Annotated in this window: 25 protein-coding genes, 1 other RNA gene, 1 riboswitch and 1 other annotated feature; of the genes, 2 read left to right on the forward strand and 24 right to left on the reverse strand. The window is 33.9% G+C overall.

Going from position 1 to position 18724, the window contains the following annotated elements:
• Positions 1–29 precede the first annotated feature (29 nt).
• The gene (locus tag CS873_RS07035; RefSeq protein WP_099975124.1) at positions 30–647 is read left to right on the forward strand and encodes a CPBP family intramembrane glutamic endopeptidase; all 618 of its coding nucleotides are present in this window, start codon (positions 30–32) and stop codon (positions 645–647) included.
• Positions 648–683: 36 nt separating this feature from the next.
• Here CS873_RS07035 and manA read toward each other — a convergent pair whose 3' ends face one another.
• Positions 684–1652, reverse strand: a complete 969-nt coding sequence (manA, locus tag CS873_RS07040) for a mannose-6-phosphate isomerase, class I (RefSeq protein WP_099975125.1) — start codon at positions 1650–1652, stop codon at positions 684–686.
• 17 nt (positions 1653–1669) lie between these two features.
• On the reverse strand, positions 1670–2314 hold the full coding sequence (locus tag CS873_RS07045; RefSeq protein WP_099975126.1) for a redox-sensing transcriptional repressor Rex: 645 nt from the start codon (positions 2312–2314) through the stop codon (positions 1670–1672).
• 136 nt (positions 2315–2450) lie between these two features.
• Here CS873_RS07045 and CS873_RS07050 point away from each other — a divergent pair, with 136 nt between their 5' ends.
• On the forward strand, positions 2451–4361 hold the full coding sequence (locus tag CS873_RS07050) for an ABC-F family ATP-binding cassette domain-containing protein (protein WP_099975127.1): 1911 nt from the start codon (positions 2451–2453) through the stop codon (positions 4359–4361).
• A gap of 36 nt (positions 4362–4397) precedes the next feature.
• Here CS873_RS07050 and tsaD read toward each other — a convergent pair whose 3' ends face one another.
• The 22 genes from tsaD to nusG all read right to left on the reverse strand — a co-directional run bounded on the left by tsaD (position 4398) and on the right by nusG (position 18718).
• Positions 4398–5411 (reverse strand): tRNA (adenosine(37)-N6)-threonylcarbamoyltransferase complex transferase subunit TsaD, encoded by a 1014-nt coding sequence (gene tsaD / locus CS873_RS07055; protein WP_099975128.1) that lies wholly within the window; start codon positions 5409–5411, stop codon positions 4398–4400.
• A gap of 10 nt (positions 5412–5421) precedes the next feature.
• The gene (rimI, locus tag CS873_RS07060; protein WP_169922466.1) at positions 5422–5952 is read right to left on the reverse strand and encodes a ribosomal protein S18-alanine N-acetyltransferase; all 531 of its coding nucleotides are present in this window, start codon (positions 5950–5952) and stop codon (positions 5422–5424) included.
• The gene (gene tsaB, locus CS873_RS07065; RefSeq protein ID WP_099975130.1) at positions 5936–6661 is read right to left on the reverse strand and encodes a tRNA (adenosine(37)-N6)-threonylcarbamoyltransferase complex dimerization subunit type 1 TsaB; all 726 of its coding nucleotides are present in this window, start codon (positions 6659–6661) and stop codon (positions 5936–5938) included. The genes rimI and tsaB overlap by 17 nt, the downstream gene beginning before the upstream one ends.
• 61 nt (positions 6662–6722) lie before the next feature.
• Positions 6723–7241, reverse strand: a complete 519-nt coding sequence (locus CS873_RS07070; protein WP_099975131.1) for a folate family ECF transporter S component — start codon at positions 7239–7241, stop codon at positions 6723–6725.
• A 51-nt stretch (positions 7242–7292) separates the two neighbouring features.
• A riboswitch (THF riboswitch) is annotated at positions 7293–7387 on the reverse strand.
• A 50-nt stretch (positions 7388–7437) separates the two neighbouring features.
• Complete coding sequence (locus tag CS873_RS07075) at positions 7438–8187, reverse strand: acyl-[acyl-carrier-protein] thioesterase (RefSeq protein ID WP_099975132.1); 750 nt, start codon at positions 8185–8187, stop codon at positions 7438–7440.
• A gap of 1 nt (position 8188) precedes the next feature.
• Complete coding sequence (rsmI, locus tag CS873_RS07080) at positions 8189–9055, reverse strand: 16S rRNA (cytidine(1402)-2'-O)-methyltransferase (RefSeq protein ID WP_099975133.1); 867 nt, start codon at positions 9053–9055, stop codon at positions 8189–8191.
• Between the two features lie 14 nt (positions 9056–9069).
• Positions 9070–9420, reverse strand: coding sequence for an initiation control protein YabA (locus tag CS873_RS07085; protein ID WP_099975134.1), 351 nt, complete (start codon positions 9418–9420; stop codon positions 9070–9072).
• An 11-nt stretch (positions 9421–9431) separates the two neighbouring features.
• Complete coding sequence (locus CS873_RS07090; RefSeq protein ID WP_099975135.1) at positions 9432–10385, reverse strand: DNA polymerase III delta subunit-related protein; 954 nt, start codon at positions 10383–10385, stop codon at positions 9432–9434.
• Positions 10385–10705, reverse strand: coding sequence for a cyclic di-AMP receptor DarA (locus CS873_RS07095; RefSeq protein ID WP_099975136.1), 321 nt, complete (start codon positions 10703–10705; stop codon positions 10385–10387). The genes CS873_RS07090 and CS873_RS07095 overlap by 1 nt, the downstream gene beginning before the upstream one ends.
• A 4-nt stretch (positions 10706–10709) precedes the next feature.
• Positions 10710–11360, reverse strand: coding sequence for a dTMP kinase (gene tmk, locus CS873_RS07100; protein WP_099975137.1), 651 nt, complete (start codon positions 11358–11360; stop codon positions 10710–10712).
• 92 nt (positions 11361–11452) lie between these two features.
• Positions 11453–11737 carry a YaaL family protein gene (locus CS873_RS07105; RefSeq protein WP_099975138.1) on the reverse strand — a complete coding sequence of 95 codons (285 nt, stop codon included), beginning with the start codon at positions 11735–11737 and terminating at the stop codon, positions 11453–11455.
• Complete coding sequence (gene recR, locus CS873_RS07110; protein WP_099975139.1) at positions 11737–12336, reverse strand: recombination mediator RecR; 600 nt, start codon at positions 12334–12336, stop codon at positions 11737–11739. Before recR ends, CS873_RS07105 begins: the two co-directional genes overlap by 1 nt.
• Positions 12336–12659 (reverse strand): YbaB/EbfC family nucleoid-associated protein, encoded by a 324-nt coding sequence (locus tag CS873_RS07115; RefSeq protein WP_099975140.1) that lies wholly within the window; start codon positions 12657–12659, stop codon positions 12336–12338. Before CS873_RS07115 ends, recR begins: the two co-directional genes overlap by 1 nt.
• A gap of 12 nt (positions 12660–12671) precedes the next feature.
• Positions 12672–14378, reverse strand: a complete 1707-nt coding sequence (dnaX, locus tag CS873_RS07120; protein WP_099975141.1) for a DNA polymerase III subunit gamma/tau — start codon at positions 14376–14378, stop codon at positions 12672–12674.
• An 82-nt stretch (positions 14379–14460) separates the two neighbouring features.
• Positions 14461–14547, reverse strand: an RNA gene (gene ffs, locus CS873_RS07125) — signal recognition particle sRNA small type.
• A 41-nt stretch (positions 14548–14588) separates the two neighbouring features.
• On the reverse strand, positions 14589–15062 hold the full coding sequence (gene tadA / locus CS873_RS07130) for a tRNA adenosine(34) deaminase TadA (protein ID WP_218924898.1): 474 nt from the start codon (positions 15060–15062) through the stop codon (positions 14589–14591).
• A 3-nt stretch (positions 15063–15065) separates the two neighbouring features.
• Positions 15066–15662 (reverse strand): class I SAM-dependent methyltransferase, encoded by a 597-nt coding sequence (locus CS873_RS07135; RefSeq protein ID WP_099975142.1) that lies wholly within the window; start codon positions 15660–15662, stop codon positions 15066–15068.
• 81 nt (positions 15663–15743) lie between these two features.
• Positions 15744–16109, reverse strand: coding sequence for a 50S ribosomal protein L7/L12 (gene rplL, locus CS873_RS07140; protein WP_099975143.1), 366 nt, complete (start codon positions 16107–16109; stop codon positions 15744–15746).
• Positions 16110–16159: 50 nt separating this feature from the next.
• A complete protein-coding gene (gene rplJ, locus CS873_RS07145) occupies positions 16160–16663 on the reverse strand; it encodes a 50S ribosomal protein L10 (RefSeq protein WP_099975144.1) in 504 nt (167 codons plus the stop codon).
• A gap of 47 nt (positions 16664–16710) precedes the next feature.
• Positions 16711–16827, reverse strand: a sequence feature (ribosomal protein L10 leader region).
• A 28-nt stretch (positions 16828–16855) separates the two neighbouring features.
• Entirely contained in the window at positions 16856–17536 is a 681-nt protein-coding gene (gene rplA, locus CS873_RS07150) for a 50S ribosomal protein L1 (protein WP_099975145.1), read from the reverse strand.
• Between the two features lie 95 nt (positions 17537–17631).
• Positions 17632–18057, reverse strand: coding sequence for a 50S ribosomal protein L11 (rplK, locus tag CS873_RS07155; protein WP_099975146.1), 426 nt, complete (start codon positions 18055–18057; stop codon positions 17632–17634).
• A gap of 121 nt (positions 18058–18178) precedes the next feature.
• Complete coding sequence (nusG, locus tag CS873_RS07160) at positions 18179–18718, reverse strand: transcription termination/antitermination protein NusG (protein ID WP_099975147.1); 540 nt, start codon at positions 18716–18718, stop codon at positions 18179–18181.
• Positions 18719–18724: the final 6 nt, after the last annotated feature.

Raw genomic sequence — 18724 nt, forward strand, 5'->3', positions numbered from 1 at the left:
GTATAAACAAATAATTTTAGGAGTATTTCATGGATAATTTTAGAAAACAGATACCTATTTTTCTTACATATTTGGGTATTAGTATTATCGCAACTATATTACTCGGATTCAAAATAGTGGGAACTCCTTACTTTATAACAATGACTGTAGTCACAATCATTGCAACTAGCTATATATTAGCCAAATCTAGAACTTTAGATATTACAGAAAGACGATTAAGTCCTACTAGATCTTTCCTTTGGATAATTGCTACTACTTTGGGAATTATAGTTATTCAACTTGTGATATCTGAGATATTAGTTCAATTCTTCAATGTTTCATTATCTGCCAACACACAAGATCTTATAACATATATGAAATTTGCCCCATATTATGTCATATACCCCTTAGTATGTGCACCAATCATGGAAGAAATAATATTCAGAAAACTTATGTTTACTGATTTAAATCAATACATAGGCTTTGGTATGTCTGCAGCACTATCTAGCTTGTTATTTGCCTTTTTACATCAAGATAGTTTCTTCTTAGTATATTTCTTTATTGGACTGTTCTTATGCTTCATATACAGTAGAACAAAGAACATTTACATAAATATGATGGCACATATTTTAATGAACTTAATTGTTATATTGATTAATTTTGCATAATAAAAAAGCGTTGAAACTTTAAATGTTTCAACGCTTTTATTTTTCCCCAGATTCTGAGGCAATGATGTTTAAATTTCCAGATAATTTCCAACTATTAACTGTTGCAGGAACAATTAAGTGTTGTCCCTTTGATAAAGAGTAATCTTTATTATCAATAGTAATTTGACCTTCACCAGACAAAACAGAAATTAAAGTATAGCTTCCAACTTCATGTTTAAAATCATCAGAATTATTTATTTCCCATTTGTATACTGCGAAGTAAGGAGACAATGGTGGCTGTACAAATGTCGTATATTTATTGCCATTTTTTTCAACAGTCTCTATATCCAACTGTGGTCTCTTGTAAGGAACAGTGATTGTATCTTTGGACTGTTCTAAGTGTAGTTCACGCATCTTACCAGTAGTTTTGTCTACTCGGTCATAGTCATAAAGACGATATGTAGTGTCACTACTCTGCTGTGTTTCTAAGACCAATATTCCCTTATTTAAGGCATGAACTGTACCACTAGGAACATAGAAGAAATCACCAGATTTAACTGGAACCTTGGTTAACAAGTGATCCCAGTCACCTGAATCAATCATTTGATCAAGCTCTTCTTTAGTTTTGGCATTATGTCCATAAATTAAATATGAATCTGGTTCGGCATCGATTACATACCAACATTCTGTCTTGCCAAGTTCTCCTTCATGCTTCATAGCATAATCATTATCAGGATGCACTTGTACAGAAAGGCTATCCTCTGCATCTAAAATCTTCGTCAGTAGTGGGAATACACTACCTTTAGGATTTCCAAATAATTCAGGATGGTTAGTCCACAATTGATCTAATTTTTGCCCAGAAAAAGTTCCGTTTTCTACGATAGAAGTTCCATTCTTGTGCCCTGATATTGCCCAGCACTCACCAATATCTCCATCAGGCAAATCATAACCAAAAGATTCAGATAGTTTACGACCACCCCATATTTTTTCATGGAAAACTGGTTTTAAAAATAATGGCTCTGCCATAGTAACTTCCCCTCCTATTATTCGTGGTCTAATGAGCTGTCATGATCTAAGAAATAAATCAATGTTTGTAACTCATTGGCAAGATCCACATAGTGAACTCTTACGTTATTTGGAACATTAACGATAATTGGTGTGAAGTTAAGAATTCCCTTAACACCTGCATCAACTAGCATATTGGCTGTTTTTTGAGCAGCATTTGAAGATACAGTTAGAATACATACATCGATCTGTTGTAATTCCAATTGCTCTTTAATTTCATTCATATTATAAACAGGAACACCACTTTTGACTGTTCCTACAATCTCAGGATCAATGTCAAACGCTGCTGCAATTCGAACGTTGTTTGTTCTTGAGAAGTTATAATTCAAAAGAGCGTTACCCAAATTACCAACACCAACAAGCGCAACATTAGTTCTGCGATCTTGATTTAGTAATTTTTTGAAGAAATCAACTAGTTCATTGACGTCATATCCATATCCTCTTTTTCCAAGAGCCCCTAGATAAGAAAAGTCACGACGAATTGTCGCACTGTCAATCTTGATACCTTCAGCTAGTTCACCAGATGATATCTTCTTAGTTCCTTCATCCTTTAAAAATTGAAAGTATCTGTAGTAAATTGGTAATCTTTTTATTGTTGCATTTGGTACAATATTTTCTGTCATTTCATTCCCACCATGTGCGTATTTTCACTATATTATATACTAATGAATATCGAAGTAAAACGCAATATTAATAAGTAATTTAAAAGATTAATTTTATAAAAAATGTTAAAATTGTGAATAAATAAAGGAGATAATTTTGATACTACTACAAGCAAACAATATAACTAAAAACTTTGGTACTGAAAATTTATTCTCAAATGTTAACTTAGAAGTTCAAGATCATTCTAGAATTGGATTAGTTGGTAGAAATGGCGTTGGTAAATCTACTCTTCTAAAAATAATTTCTCAGGAAGAACCATATACTGATGGAACTATTTCCATAAAAAAGGATACTTCAATTGGCTATTTAGCTCAAGATAGTGGATTAAATTTGGATAATCTAGTATTCGATGAAATGGAACACGTTTTTGATGATTTAAAAATTATGGAGAAAAAACTTCATGAGGTTGAGGCAAAACTCGGAGATACTGATGCTGATAACTATCAAGATATTTTAAATCAATATGACCAAATTCAAAATGATTTCAAAGAAAATAATGGATATGGGTATCAATCTGAAATTCGCAGTGTTCTTAAGGGATTCGGATTTGACGAAGAATACTGGAATGTCAAAATAAGCACTTTGTCTGGTGGAGAAAAGTCACGTCTTGCCATGGTCAAACTATTGCTTGAAAATAACGATATTTTGCTGTTAGATGAGCCTACCAATCATTTGGATATAGATACAGTCGAATGGCTAGAAAACTATCTACGCGGATATAAGGGTGCTCTAGTAATTGTTTCCCACGATCAATATTTCTTAGACAAAGTTACTAATGAAATAGTTGAAATAAATCAACATTCTTCAACCCACTACTCAGGAAATTATTCTTTTTATCTTCAAGAAAAGAAAAAGAATCAAGAAGTTGCTCTTAAGCACTACGAAGAACAACAAGCTGAAATTAAAAAAGAAGAAGAATATATTCAAAAAAATATTGTTCGTGCTTCGACTACAAAAATGGCACAAAGTCGCCGCAAGAAGCTGGAAAAAATGGACAGATTGGAAAAACCTCAGTCTGATCAAGGATCAGCTCACTTCTCTTTTAATATTGATAGAGAAAGCGGTAATGATGTCTTACTTGTTCAAAATGCAGCAATTGGATATGAAGACGATGAAATAATGTCTTATCCTGTAAACATGGATATAAAGCGTGGTGACAGAATTGGTATTATCGGACCAAACGGCGTTGGTAAATCTACCTTCCTAAAATCAATTCTCGGCGAAATCAAATTGCTAGATGGTACGTATAAATTTGGTGCTAATACTCAGATAGGTTACTATGACCAAAATCTTACCAACTTAAATCCTAAAAAAGATGTATTACACGAAATTTGGGACTTACATCCGTTGTTAGATGAACAGGTTATTAGAAATACCTTGGGTGCATTTTTATTCAGTGGTGATGATGTTAATAAACCTATCAGTGGGTTATCTGGTGGAGAAAAAGCTCGTTTAACGCTCACTAAATTATCAATGGAAAACAACAATTTATTGATAATGGATGAGCCCACTAACCACTTGGACATCGATAGTAAGGAAGTTCTTGAAGAAGCATTGAATAATTTTGCCGGAACTATTATTTTCGTATCCCATGATAGATACTTACTTAATACCCTTGCAGATAAAATAATTGAAATCTCAAAATCCGGAGGCACTCTGTATCTTGGAAACTATGACTATTATTTGGAAAAAATTAATAGTGATAAAGAAACTAACGAAGAAGAAAGTGCTCCAAAAGTTAGTATCAAAAAGGAAGAATATCAAAAGTCAAAAGAGGATCAGAAATATATTCGTAAAATAACACGTGAAATTCAAAGTTTAGAAGAACAGATTGAAAAAATTGAAATAAAAAATTCTGAACTTCAGCAAAAAATGACTGAAGATGAAATTGTCAGTTCATATACAAAACTTGGTGAAATTCAAAAAGAAATTGATGAAAATAATCTCGAAAAAGATTCACTTGAAGAAGAGTGGACCGAAAAATCAATGGAATTAGAAAGCATTTAAAAAAAAGGACAGTACACATATTGTGTACTGTCCTTTTTAGAAGTCTAAGCTTGGATCAGAATTCAAATCTAAACCAGCAAAGTCACCTTTTTCGTATTGTATTTGTGCAATAGCACCAATCATAGCAGCGTTATCTCCACACAATCTCAATGGAGGGAATACTAATTCTATATCAAGATTTTTATCTTTGATATCTTTTGCCAATCTATTCCTAAGTCCTTGATTAGCTGCAACCCCACCAGCCACAACTATTTGTTTGACAGGATTTTTTTCAACAGCTCTAAATAATTTATTTGATAAAATATCCAAAACCGCAGATTGAAAACTGGCTGCTAGATCATTTTGATTTAACTCTTCATTTTTTTGTTCAGCATTGTGCACCTTATTTATAAAAGCACTCTTGATGCCACTAAAACTAAAGTCTAAATTATCTTCTTTAACCATTGCTCTGGGGAAATCATAGACGTCATTTCCCTTTGCAGACATTTGATCAACAGTTTTACCTGCTGGGTACTGCAAGCCTAAGACACGACCTATTTTATCGTATGCCTCACCTACTGCGTCATCCCTAGTATCTCCTAGAGTTTCAAACTCACCTGGTGCTTTCACTAAAACAATCTCTGTGTGTCCACCAGATACTAATAATGACATAAATGGGTATTGTAGATCAGTCACAAATTGTGCCGAATAAATATGTCCTGCTAAATGATTAACAGGTATTAGAGGTAAGTTATGTGCAAACGCAATAGTTTTGGCTGCCATAATTCCAATGAGCAATGAGCCAACCAATCCTGGCCCATAAGTAACTGCCACAGCATCTAAATCATCATAGGTTACATCTGCTTCCTCCATTGCCAAATCAATACAATAAGTTATTTGCTCAACATGATGTCTACTTGCAACTTCAGGAACAACTCCACCAAACCTTTGATGACTCTTGATTTGTGTAGCAATTATATTTGACATTATTTCTTTTCCATTTTTAATAACTGCAACACTTGTTTCATCACAGCTACTTTCAAACGCCATAATTATTGTATCTTTTTGCACTTTTTACTCCTTACAAATCTGTAATCATTTCATAAGCATCATGGTTATTTTTCACGTAGTATTTCTCTTGTAATTTACGAACATTAAAAGAGAATGCTTCATATAGTCGAATAGCATCTGTATTTGTTGTATCAACTTCAAGAGACATTTGCTTGTAACCTAGGTTTCTAAAATAATCCATAACTTGATTGATTAATAGATGCCCTATGCCTTGTCTTTGGAAGTCTGGAGAAACAGCTATATTAGTAATATGAACTTCTACATCATTAACTATCGAAACACCAATGAAGCCCACTAATTTCTTACTATGTTCTAATGAAAGATAAAGTGCTTTTTTATTTCTTAATTCCATCTGCACTATTTGAGCAGGCCAAGGTTGATAGTCATAAACTTCTTTTTGTAAGCTCATAAAATCAAGTGTATCGGTTACACGAGATTTACGTAATATCAGTTCATTTTGTTTAACTGTTACCGTTTTTTCAGTAAAATCTAAATTTTTAGTATTATTGGGTACTAATAATTCTCTAAATTTCTTCAACATAAGAAATATTTCCATTTTCTGTATGATTGTCTTTTTGTAACCAATCATATTCGGCTTGTGTAACTCTAAGGTATGTCGGTACGAAAGTATTTACATCAGCAACTGGAGACTCAACTTCTCCTAGTTTTGCTAATTTCACAGCATCTGGCTTTGAATTGGCATAATCGAGGATGTTTGCTTTAGGCATTGCTTCTTTTATAATTTCTAGCAAATTATCACTGACATTGACGAAATCAATTTCTTCTTCACGATATATTTTTAATTTGTCTAATAGATCATATATAGAAACATGTTGGTCTTCAATTAAATTATCCAAACTACCATCTTTTGACTGATATACTCCTGCAAAAACATTATCGTTTCTTGCATCCATAAGTGCCACTGAAATATGGCCTTCTTTGGCATTTGCAGCCAATAACTTCAGACTAGATATTCCTACTAATTCTTTTTCAAGTGTATAAGCCAATGTTTTAGCCACTGTAACTGCAATTCTAAGCCCAGTATACGAACCCGGACCTTGCGCCACAACAACTCGATCAATATCAGACAAATCTAAATCTGTATCATCCAACAATTTTTGTATATTGGGTAATAAATTAATACTGTGCGTCAACTTATCGTCAGTATTTATTTCAGCTAAAGACAGCTGATTTTCTACAATTGCGATTGACGATAATTTATTAGATGTATCAAATGCCAATACTTTCATATGCATCCCTCACATTTCCTAAAAAACATTCTACCACATTATCATGAAACAAAAAAAAGGCCTAACGGCCTATCTTGTTAAATCTTGAATTCTGTACCCAACGCAAAATTATGTATATAAATGCAGTTTGGTAAATCAAACTTAGTGCTTCCTTAGGAAGTCTTGATGCTAATAAAGCTGTAACAGGTGTCTGATACATCATATGAATCCATAATGTATTCATACCCAAATTGATAATTACTACTACCAATAATGTAGTTAAAAATGAATTCAACAATGTTACTTTTCTATTGTGCAACATCAATCCATAAATAACTCCAGCTACTAACGCTGAAAGTGTGAATCCCCAAAAGAATCCTCCCACAGATGGAAACACTGTGTTAGCAATAATATCTGCTAATACATTGGCAATTGCTGCTTTGAAGGGGCCAAAATAGTAACCTATCAATGCTAAGGCAACAAATCCAAAACCGATTTGCATAATGTTGCTAACCCCAATAACCAACTTGCTCAATACCACGTTCATGGCAATTAATACAGCCATCCATGTTAACTCTTGTATCTTTAATCCCTTTGACATATTTAATCATCTCCAAATAGGAGCACGCACAAATAATATTATTATATATACATTGGCGAATGCGGAAACTAAGTCGCGACTAGTGTCTTTGTCCAATGTTCACATTCCGTTCCATCGGCACTTAACGCTTAGAATCCTACTCCAAATATTTTTTTACTTAGCAAGAGTACCACATAAGATACTCTTTACATAGAAATTAGCTTGGTATATCTTCCCAACTGATCTTTGCTATGACATTTTCTTGATTGTCACTTTCAATCCAGTGGATACTTGTCATATCCTCAGGATTGTATGTTGAGTAGACCGTTGGAGTACTATCAATATCTAGCTCTTTTTCATATTTTATATCGACGCTCCCAACTTGATGGCTGCTTAAAAATTCCATATCTAATGAATCTAACATCCAATCAAAGTAGTACGAGTTATTTACATGACCATTGATATCAATATTGTAATAACCAATATGTTGATCTCTAGTGTTATCAGACTCATCTTTAGATACTTTGGGTAACCTTGCAAATCGCTTAATCTTAGATGTTTGTTCGGCACCAAAGAAATTATCAAGACTTTCGGCAGCACTAATTATTTTTCTTTGATTGATATCTAAAATTACGAAAGAACTTTCCAATGTAACTAATCTATTTCCCTCTTCGTCGTCAATCCAAAAATTACGATACAAGAAAAATTTATTATAACTTTCTGCTTGAGTAGAGACTACTAGCTTTTGATCCTTTTGGGGCATCTTTATAATATCCATATGATACTGGACAACAACCCATCCAAAGCCTTTTTCAACCATATCATCGCTACCTGCATTTCCTGCATGCAACTGATGCTCAGACGCTAATATCATCGTATCAATCAGTGATGAAATTTTCATATTACCTGCAAAATCAAATGCATAAAATGGTGGTACTATCTCTTCTGTATATACTACTTCGGTCATTTTATTCTCCAATCTCATGGAACAAGTTATAAACAAATTGTTTTTTTAGATTATTCTGATTAGCTACTTGTTTGATTGCTTGATTAGGCTTCAAACCATCATCGATAAGCTCTTGAACATCTTTAATAAGCGCATCGTTAGGTTTTTCTTTTACTTCAACGGCTGTCTTTCCTGCGATTACGATAACATATTCACCTTTAGGTTCGTGCTCTTTATAGTATTCAGAAACTTCTTGAACACTACCTCTTAAAAAAGCTTCATGAAGCTTGGTAAGTTCACGTGCCAAAGAAACCTGCCTATTTTCTCCAAAATATTCAACAAAATCTTCTATTGTTTTCTTCACACGATATGGTGACTCATAAATAATTGTCGGTTCTATGCGTTTTTCTATTTCATTTAATAGTTCTGTACGTTCTTTACCTTTTCGTGGTAAAAACCCATAAAAATAGAAGTGCTCTGGGTTTAATCCTGAAGCTATTAGCGCCGTTATAGAAGCCGTAGCTCCTGGTAATGGTACAACTGGAATATCATTTTCAACAGCTGCCTTTACTAATTCTTTTCCCGGATCGCTAATTGACGGAGTTCCCGCATCACTTACTTGTGCAATTTTAATTCCAGTTTGCATTTTTTCAATGAGTTCTGGAATTCTTTGTGCGGTATTATGCTCGTGAAAACTAATTAGATCAGTTTCTATTTCAAAATGATTTAATAATTTTTTAGTATTTCTAGTATCTTCTGCAGCAATTAAATTAACTTCATTCAAAGTATTCACTGCTCTATAGGTCATATCTTCCAAATTACCAATAGGTGTTGGAACCAAAAAAAGACAGCCTATAGAATTATCAACAAAACTTTTTTGTTCTTCCAATCTATAAGCTCCCTTTATTCATTAATATTCTTAGGTTGTCCACCATAGATAACACCATAGCAAAAAACACACTCTTCACTTTGATCACGATGTGAGCCATAAAACTGTTGGCACACATGAAATCCTTGCTGATATAATTTTTCCAAATTTTTTCGAGAAGTTGATAACGTTTTTTTATCAACTTTCTTTTCATCTAAACCTGAATTAATCAAATGAGAACGAAGATTTTTATTCTCAAGTTTTAATTCTTCCTTTTCTTCTAAATCAATAGATAATCTTTCTTTTAAAGAAGCAATTCTTTTAGTTAGGTCATCTAGCTCATTAGAAATGGTTTCAAATTCATCATATAGATCATTTTGAGCCATCTTCTCACCTGCTATTCTAATAATTTTAAAGTTAAATCTTCCATAGCAGCTTGAAATGCTACATTACTTTGCCATTTTTCTTTTGCCATGAATAAAAACTCTGAGTCTCTAACAATATCATCAATATTAATCGATTCTAAATAATCCTGATTTGTTAAGACACTATTTTTAAAATTGAACCTTATAGAAAGTATATCGCTAAAGATTTGATTTAAAACATCAAATACAAATTCTTGTTCATTTTTATTATTTATTAAAGGCATAATATCTTTTTGAACACTAATAAAGGCAGTCAAATCTTTAGAGTTTAACTGCTTTAGGTAATTAATAATTGCTGTCAAAAGCTTCTGACAATCTTCAGGTTCAATATTAGATAACGTATTAATATCTACAAAAGACAACAACTTTTCAGCAAGTTGTTCATTGTATCCCATCTCAACTAGATATGTAAGTTCTGAATTACTTGATTCATTGGAGAGATGAAAAATCTGAACTCTAGAAATAATTGTTGGAAGTAGTTGGTTAGCATTCTGCGCCAACAGTATGACGACCAAGCTACCTTCTGGTTCCTCAATAGTCTTTAAAAGTTTATTGCTAGCTGCATTAGTAAGTTTTTGTGCTTCTTCTATAATTAAAAATTTATAAGCACCTTGAGTAGAACTCATGTTAGCTTCTCTTTTAAAAAATTGAACATCATCTACACCAATACTTTGTTTATCAGTTGATAATACAAGTACATCTGGATTATCCATTTCAGCAATAGCTACACACCTATCACAAGTTTGATCTGGCAAACCATCAGTACAATTAGGACAAAACTGACTTTGGGCAATCCAGATAGCCATATTTTTTCTAACGGCTGATGACGCTTGATCAATCAAATACGCATGTGAAAGCATATTAGTATTGATGATATTTTGAAATTCTTCAACAAGCTTAGGTTGCTCTTCGGTAATTGTTGTCATTAGAATCTCACAAATTTATCTACTGGTAATACAAAGCATGTTGCTCCACCGACTTGTACTTCCACTGAACTATTAATAGCATCTTCTGGAAGAATAAATGATGAGGTAACAAATTGTGTTCTTGTGTGACAGTTATCTCTGATAACGTCCAAAGCAGGCTCAACTTGATCTTCTTCAACACCAATGATGAATGTTGTATTTCCTGATCTTAAAAAGTTTCCTGTAGTATTTAATTTAGTTGATCGAAAGCCTCCATCAACTAGGCCTTTTTGAAGATCTTGGCTATCTTTATCTTGAACAATTGCTAAAATAACTTTCATAATTCTATCCTCCTAAATTAAATTCACTTGGAAATCTATCAGTAATAACTTTTAAAGTATCAGCAACAACTTTATCTAGTGATTGGGTAGCATCGATTTTTTTGATTCTTTCGGGATTATTCTTAAGTAATTCTAGATAAGCTTCATGAACTCTTTCATGGAAAGGCAGCTTTTCTTGTTCTAATCTATCCATTTGTTCTTGGTGATCTTTTTTTATTCTAGAAAGTCCTATCTCAGGTGAAATATCAAAATATATCGTTAAATCTGGTAGTTGTCCATCAATTGCAAAATCATTGATTTCAGCAACTTCTTTGGTACCTATCATTCTTCCAGCTCCCTGATATGCAATAGAGCTATCAACGAATCGATCACTAAGCATAATCTTATTTTGCTCAATCGCAGGTAAGATTACATCTACCAAATGCTGTCTTCTAGATGCAGCATACAATAATGCCTCAGTTCTAGCATCCATCTGCTCATCATGAATTGTTAAAATAATCTCTCGAATTTTTTCGGCAATTTCACTACCACCGGGTTCACGAGATAATACAATTTCTTGATCAGTCTTGGATTTTAATAATGGTAATAAATTATTTAATGCTGTGGTCTTTCCCGCTCCATCTGGACCTTCGAAAGAAATAAAAATACCTGTCATTTCTAATACCTCTTAAGTTAATAGTTTATATTTTAAAGGAAAACGGTACAAAAAAACACCTATTTGTTTTTTATAAATAGGCGTTTTCTTTTTTACCAATGTTTATCGTATTGATTAGGTTGTTGAAAGAAAGTATCTGAATCACCATAAATAATATTTGATGTCTCTTTTGCCTTAGCATTTCTACGACGCGCTTCCAAATATAAATATTGGTGTTTCATTTTATCTAAACGATACTTTAGCATTGACTCTTGACTCAACTCAATTGAGGCATCATTGATACGTTTTTGATATGAAATTTGATTTTGTAACTGATGAATATAATCCAACAATCTATCATTTTCCAATTTATGAACATTCAATTTTCGTCCAAACATTATAACTCCCTACGACCTAAAACAGCACTTTTTAGTGTCATTTCATCAGCATATTCAATATCAGACCCAACAGATAATCCGTGAGCTAATCTTGTTACTTTTATTCCTGAAGGTTTAACTAATTTAGCTAAATATTGAGCTGTTGACTCACCTTCTGGAGTAGCATTAGTTGCAATAATAAGTTCTTTCACTTCACTATGTTCTCTTAAACGATTGATCAATAACTTAATATTAAGGTCGTCTGGACCAATTCCATCCACGGGAGACATAACACCACCTAATACATGGTACAAACCGTTATACGTATTCATATCATCGATAGCAATAATATCTTTCACTTGTTCTACTACCAAAATAGTATTCTGATCTCTAGTAGCATCCTGACAAATCTCACATGTATCTTCAGTAGTGATATTTCCACAAATACTGCAACTGTGAATATTTGTCTTCGCAGAAACCAAGTTATCAGCAAATTCTTTTACTGAAGTTTCAGTCATTCCTAACGTATAAAAAGCCATACGTGTAGCGGTTTTTATTCCAATACCTGGTAATAAACTATAACTTTCAATTAATTTATTAATGGGTTCTGGATATTTCATTAGAATAAACCGTTAGTATATTGTCCTAGTGCAGATTCTTGTTCCTTAAGCGCTTTGTTAATAGCATTTCCAACAGCATCAACAATCATATCTTGTAATAGATCTGGATCTTCTGGATCGATTATCTTTGGATCAATTTTTAGATCAAGAAGTTTGTGTTCACCATTCACTTTGGCAACTACAAGATCTTGAGATGATGAACCTGTGTATTCAGCATTTTTCATCTGTTCTTGAGCATCCATCATTTGTTTTTGCATTTTTTGTGCTTGTTTCATCATGTTGGCCATGTTTCCCATGCCACCCATATTAGGCATTTTTGCCATAGTTATATCCTCCTAGTCATCACTAACTTCAACTATTCCATCTCCAAAAAGATTCAAAGCTTCATCGACAACAGTATCAGTTGTGTTTGTTTCGTCTACCTTAGATTTTACATTTTTACCACTAGATAAATCAATATTATTTTTAATATATTCTTCACGAATAGTTGGCCAATCATCTCTTGGCACTAAAACAATTTCCAAATCTTTTTTTAGTAGCTTGGCAACATTGTCGCTTAATGATGCCATTAACTCATCATCCTCTCGAACTTGTTCATACCACATAGCATAGTCAAACTGCACAACCACACCTGATTTTGAAGCTGCAACAGGTTCTGAAACTTGCATCATTGCTTTTTTAGAAGGTGCCAACATTGTAAGTAGATCAACCCATATTTCTTTAATTTCTGTTAGATCTTCCTTACTTGCGTCACCTAATATTTTATACATTGCGGTTCTATTAAGTGCATTGCGTTTTGATTTTGGTTTGGATGTAACAGTTTTAACAGTTTTTACTGGTTGAATATTGGAGTTATTGGAAATTTCGCTTAATTGTTTTTCTAGTTTTGATACTTGATTAATCAAAGATTCAATTTCTTTATTATCAACTGGTTCACTAGATACTTTTTGTGGTTCTTCTAAATGTGGTTTAGATATTTTTACTGTCAAAATCTCCATATAAATATCAGTTTGATTGGAATTTTTGAGATTCTTTTGTGTTTGACTGACTTGATCAACTATATAAAATAGCTGATTATTATCAAACTTGTTATTTAAAGGTTCTAATTCATTTTCAAGTGAATTTGAAGATATTCCCTCTAAATCTGTGTTGGAATTCTTTAAAATCATATTACGACATACTTTAATAATCATTTCAGTAAATCGTAATGGCGATCTACCACTCTCTAGAATAGAGTACATAGATTTCAGTGCTTGTGATGTATCTGCATTTGCAATAGATTCCATATATGTAAATATTTGTTCATTACTCAAGGCTCCAGTGACTTCTTGAGCATTACTCAATGTTACTTTGTCATCGCCAAGCGATAATGCTTGATCCAAAATACTCAATGCATCACGCATTCCACCTTCTGCAGCTTCTGAAATAATTTCTAAGGCTTGAGAATCGTAATCTATATTTTTGTCATCTAATATAAATTTCATTCGTTCTAAAATTGAACGATTAGAGATTCTTCTGAACTCAAAATTTTGAGTTCTAGACATAATAGTTGCTGGTATTTTCTGTGGTTCAGTTGTTGCCAGAATAAATATTACGTTTGCAGGTGGTTCTTCCAATGTTTTCAATAATGCATTGAAAGCTCCTTGAGATAACATATGTACCTCATCAATAATATAAACTTTGAACTTTGCTTCTGTAGGAGCATATTTTACCTTGTCTCGGATATCTCTAATTTCTTCGACACCATTATTAGAAGCAGCATCAATTTCGATAACATCATTTAATCTATTTTCGTTTGCTTCCAAACAAATTTGACATTCATTACAAGGTTCGCCATCTTTTGGATTCAAACAGTTAACAGCTTTTGCCAAAATCTTGGCACAGGAAGTTTTTCCAGTTCCTCTAGGTCCACTGAATAAATATGCGTGACTGGTCATATTATTAGCTACTGCATTTTTTAATGTCTGTGTTATAACATCTTGTCCGATAACATCAGAAAATACCTGTGGACGCCAAACACGATAAAGAGCTTGATATGACATTTTGTATCCTCTTTTTTTGTATAATAGTTAAATTTTACCACAAAAAAACTCCTAATCTAAAAGATTAGGAGTGTTAATATTCATAAACAAAGAGCACATGGTTCCACTTACTTAGTGCTGCTTTCTTCCGAATCTGACACGATTCATAAGAGAGCCATTGCCCCAAGGCCTTGCGGCAACTTATATAATACTATACTACATTCTATATTGCTACTTTTTAGAGCGTATATTTTTAAAAAAGTTTCTCAACAAATCTGCACACTCATCTTCAAGAACACCAGAAGTATATTCAGCATGATGATTATACTTTGGCTCAGCTAATAAATTATTGATTGTTCCTACTGATCCAGCTTTAGGATCACTTGCACCAAAAACTACATTTGGAATTCTACTATTAATTATAGCTCCAGCACACATTGGACAAGGTTCAAGTGTCACGTACAGAGTTGTATTTTCTAATCGCCAGTTTTTCTTTAACCTACAAGCGTTCTCTATCGCAATTAGTTCTGCATGTTTGAGTGCATTTTGAGTTTCTTCTCTTTCGTTGTACCCAGTAGAAATAATCTCTTTACTGTTATTATCTATAATCACACAGCCGATAGGAACTTCTAACTTATCTTTTGCTTTATTTGCCTCATCAATTGCCAATTTCATGAACTGGATATTTTCTAATTCTGAAAACATGATCTATCTCACACTCCTAAGAATGTAGTATCCCTTATCCTTCTTGACAATCTCAACATTTCCATATGTTTCTTTCATCAACTTTTTAGCGGAAGGAGCACCTTGCTTCTTTTGAATAACTATGTACAAATGACCATTTTCTAAAAGATGATCTTTTGCACCAGAAATAATTTCAGAGACTATATTTTTCCCAGCTCTAATGGGTGGATTGGAAACCACAACAGCATAACTGCCAGTTATAGCATCATAGACACTAGATTCAATTATTTCTATGTTGTTCACTTGGTTATCGTCTGCATTCTTCTGAGCAAGCTCCATAGCCCTTAGATTGACATCTGACATGACTACTTTACGCTTAGTCTGATCTTTTGCCAAAGCTAACCCAATAGGTCCATAGCCACAACCTACATCCAAGATAGCTCCATCTGGCACTTCAGTAAAATCTACAGAATCTATCAATACTCTGGAACCATAATCAACTGTTTGTCGAGAGAATACACCACTATCAGAAGTGAACTTGAAACTATTGCCTCTCAAATCAAAACTAAATTCTTTATATTCATGCTCTAAATTGCTATTTTCAAAATATTGATTTGACATCTTGATCTCCCTTAAATAAGTCCTTTAATTATAACATTTAGGCAAAAAAAAAATCCTCTAAAAGAGGATTTTAAAAGGTAATTATTTAAGTGTTACAGTTGCGCCAACTTCTTCAAGCTTAGCTTTCATTTCGTCAGCAGCATCTTTAGCAACGCCTTCTTGGATTACACTAGGTGCACCATCAACAAGGTCTTTAGCGTCTTTTAGACCAAGACCTGTGATTCCACGAACTTCTTTGATAACCTTAACTTTTTCGCCACCTACTTCAGTAAGTTCAACATCAAATTCGTCCTTGTCTGCACCTGCATCAGCAGCAGCAGCACCTGCAGCAACTGGAGCAGCAGCAGTAACGTCAAATTCTTCTTCGATAGCCTTAACTAGATCGTTAAGTTCAAGGATTGTAGCTGTTTTTAAATCTTCGATAATTTTGTTTGTATCTAAAGCCATTATTTTGTCCTCCAAAATATTTAAAGTTTATTTTTTATAATTTTTGTTAATTAAGCAGCTGGTTCGTCGCCTTTTTCTGCAACGGCTTTAACAACCATAGCAAAGTCGCGAACTGGAGCTTGTAGTACAGATGCAAGCATAGACAATAGACCATCTTTGCTTGGTAGTGTTGCAAGAGCTTGAATTTCGTCAAGACCAGCAACTTTACCTTCGATAAGTCCACCCTTGATTTCAAGAGCTTCAACATCGTTGGCATACTTAGCAGATACTTTAGCTGGTGCAACTGCATCTTCTGAAGAAAATGCAATGGCTGTAGGTCCAACAAAGTGTTCTGAAAGACCTTCAATACCAGCTTTTTCAGCTGCTCTTATAAGAATAGTATTCTTTACAACAAGCATTGAAGAATCTGATTCGCGCAATTCAGCACGCATGTTAGTTACTTCTTCTACAGTAAGTCCAAGATAATCAACAATAATTAGTGATTTTGAACTTTTTAAGATTTCTGCAACTTCTTCAACTTGAGCTTGTTTCTTAGAAAGATTTGCTTCATTCATATTCAATTTTACCTCCATTATTATTTAGTCAATTCTACATTAAATGGGCGGAAAAAATAAAATCTCTGTGCCCAAAGACACAGAGATTAACTAACAATCTTCTGGCCTCGGCAGGATATTAAGACATAAGTCACCTGAGTCTTAGGTAGAAATTAACTATATAAATTTAACATTTTTGAAACTGTCCGTCAATTAGAAGTTTAATTTTAGACCAGGTCCAAATGTTGATGTCATTGATACACTTTCAATATATGTACCCTTCAATGAAGCTGGACGTGCTTTAAGCACTGCTTCATAGATAGCTGTGTAGTTTTCTGCTAGTTTAGCAGAATCAAATGAAATCTTACCAATAGGTGCATGGATTAATCCATTAGGATCTACACGGTAAGCAACTTGTCCAGCTTTGATGTCGTTAACAGCTTTTGTAACGTCCATTGTAACTGTACCAGTCTTAGGGTTAGGCATTAGTCCTTTAGGTCCAAGAACACGTCCTAAAGCACCAACTTTGGCCATCATTGGTGGTGTTGCAACAGCAACATCAAAGTCTAGCCAACCATCTTTGATTCTGTCAACAAGATCGTCAGAACCAACAACATCAGCACCAGCTGCTTCTGCAGCCTTAGCTTGATCACCTTCAGCAAAAACAACAACACGAGAAGTTTTACCAGTACCATTTGGTAGTACGATAGCTCCACGAATTTGTTGGTCTGCTTGTTTTGGATCTACATCCAAGTTAATAGCAACTTCGACTGTTGCGTCGAATTTTGCGTAATCTACTTTTTTAAGTAAGTCAATTGCTTCAACAGTATCATAAGTTTTTGCCTTATCTACTTGTTTAAGCGCTTCATTATATTTTTTTCCATGCTTAGCCATGCTAAGTTCCTCCTTGCGTAGTGGTCCATTGGGTTTTACCCCTCCCACTTGTTAAGAATGCTTTCACATACTTTGTATCTGCGATTGTTTAAAGTCTAGCCTTCGACTTCGAAGCCCATACTTCTTGCAGTACCAGCGACCATACTCATAGCAGCTTCAACGCTACCTGCGTTTAGGTCTTTCATTTTGGTTTCGGCAATTTCGCGAACTTGGTCAGAAGTTACAGTAGCAACTTTCTTTGTGTTAGGTTCACCTGAACCACTTTGTACGCCAGCAGCTTTCTTCAATAGAACTGCAGCTGGTGGTGTCTTAGTAATGAAGTCAAATGAACGATCTTCATATACTGAGATAACAACTGGAATTAACATTCCGTTTTGGTCTTGTGTACGTGCGTTGAAATCTTTTGTGAATTCAACAATATTAATACCAGCTTGACCTAGAGCTGGACCTACTGGTGGAGCTGGAGTAGCTTGTCCTGCAGGAATTTGTAATTTAACAACGTTAGCAACTTTTTTAGCCACGGTGCATACCTCCTTATTCCGTGATGTGGTTCCGATGAGGATAGAAATTTCCTCTCCCACATGTACAAAAAACATACCTGATAAGTTTATCATGGTATGTTTTTATTATCAATGCTATTTATTATTTTTCTACTGAATCAAAATCAACTTCAGCACTAGTCATACGTCCAAACATATCAACGTCAACTTTTAACTTGCTGTGTTCTTGATCAACTTCTGTGATTTTACCAGACATGTTAGCGAATGCACCGTCTTTAATTGTGACAGTTTCGCCTTCTTCAAAGTCAGTGTTAGCTACTTTGTTTACGCCTAAGTCATTTAGAATGTGATCTACTTCTTCTGGAAGTAGTGGTGCTGGTTTACTACCTGATCCGTGACTACCAACAAATCCAGTAACACCCGGTGTATTACGAACAACGAACCATGATTCATCTGACATAACCATTTCAACTAAAACATAACCGGGAAATGTTTTTTTCATTTCTGTTTTTGTTTTACCATTTTTTACTTCTGTCTCTTCCTCTTCAGGAACTGCTGTACGGAAGATGTAATCTTCCATACCCATTGATTGAGCACGAGACTCTAGATTTTCTTTAACTTTGTTTTCATATCCTGAATATGTATGAAGAACATACCAGTTTTTTGAAGCTGCATCTGACATAACTTT

It is taken from the genome of Companilactobacillus metriopterae, from assembly GCF_002762335.1.
In the GTDB taxonomy this organism is placed as follows: domain Bacteria; phylum Bacillota; class Bacilli; order Lactobacillales; family Lactobacillaceae; genus Companilactobacillus; species Companilactobacillus metriopterae.